The organism is Moorena sp. SIO3I6 (genome assembly GCF_010672095.1).
The window spans coordinates 1-1,050 of the sequence record NZ_JAAHHU010001714.1; the positions used below are offsets into that span (position 1 = coordinate 1).

Genomic DNA, 1,050 nt, shown 5'->3' on the forward strand with positions numbered 1-1,050 from the left:
CAGTAAACCAAGTTTATGTCCTTTTTGAATGATCTTCTGATAAATTACAGACTCTTGCATCACGTCCTCCGGAAATAATTCTGTGATCAACCGTTGGTCAAACCGCAAACCAGCTAGTAACTGGGTACAAGCGGATATGTTAGTAAAAGCTAGTGGTTCTTCAATCCTATCCACTGCTGCCGCCACTTGCTCTAATAATCTTGTCGGAGACTCACTGAATGCCAGAGGAGCAAAGGGCAATAAGGCGGGATTGGCCAAAAATAGCTCAGGGTCTTGCTCCCACATCCTGATTACTCGATAGCGATGGCTGGTGTTAGTATCGACCAACTGATTAGTATAAACTTTTTCTGAGCGAGTGAATTTCAGAAATATCACCACCTGCTCTATGGGACAATCATACTTTTCTTTGAGTCTGACCCAATACTTGAGCATTCTCAATGGTAGGGATGGCTTGGAAGCCGGTAGGGTTTGAAATTCCCACTGCAATATTTGATTAGGGGTTTGCAGCAGCGTCAAGGAATCGGCGTGAATCGGTTCGGTATTTAACTCAGTTTTCAGGACTGATATTTCAGTAACTTCAATATCATGAAGCCACTTGACCAAATCAGCTGGGTAGTTTTCGGCGAGATATTTACAGATATTATCGTAAGCCAAGGTAGTTATCTTAGGTTAACAGTACCTGGCCGAGTTTACAGGATTTAGTCAAAAAAAGCGATCGCGTAGCGTGACCAAAGGTCAATCGCTTTTAGCGGAAGCGAAGCTTCCGGAGCGTAGCGTGACCATTCGCGTAGCGTGGCCTTTTGGCCAAGGTCAATCGCTTTTAGCCTGGCCATAGGCCAATCGCGTTCGCGTAGGGGCTCTTTGAGAGCATCGCTTTTTTTATTGCTGATGGGATGCCAACCACACAGCTATATCGGTGACTGTCTCAAAATCCAACAGCGCCTCGCTCAACTCCTCCAATTGAGCCACAGAAAGCTTTTGAATCCCCTGTTGTAGCTGATCGTCAACATTACCAAACCGACGGGTCAGTTGACGTATCACGATTGAGTA

The 1,050-nt window shown here is 45.4% G+C and carries 3 protein-coding genes; all 3 read right to left on the minus strand.

The window, feature by feature from the left end:
* On the minus strand, window positions 1-654 hold a 654-nt coding region (locus tag F6K49_RS52545; protein ID WP_293111050.1), incomplete at its 3' end, for a hypothetical protein.
* A gap of 44 nt (window positions 655-698) precedes the next feature.
* Entirely contained in the window at window positions 699-833 is a 135-nt protein-coding gene (locus tag F6K49_RS52550; protein ID WP_293111052.1) for a hypothetical protein, read from the minus strand.
* Window positions 834-879: 46 nt separating this feature from the next.
* Window positions 880-1,041, minus strand: a complete 162-nt coding sequence (locus F6K49_RS52555) for a DUF4351 domain-containing protein (RefSeq protein WP_293111054.1) — start codon at window positions 1,039-1,041, stop codon at window positions 880-882.
* Between the last annotated feature and the right edge of the window lie 9 nt (window positions 1,042-1,050).

Coding starts and splice junctions, on each gene's coding strand:
- F6K49_RS52550 (WP_293111052.1), bottom strand. CDS start 833: ATGGCCAGGCTAAAAGCGATTGACCTTGGCCAAAAGGCCACGCTACGC.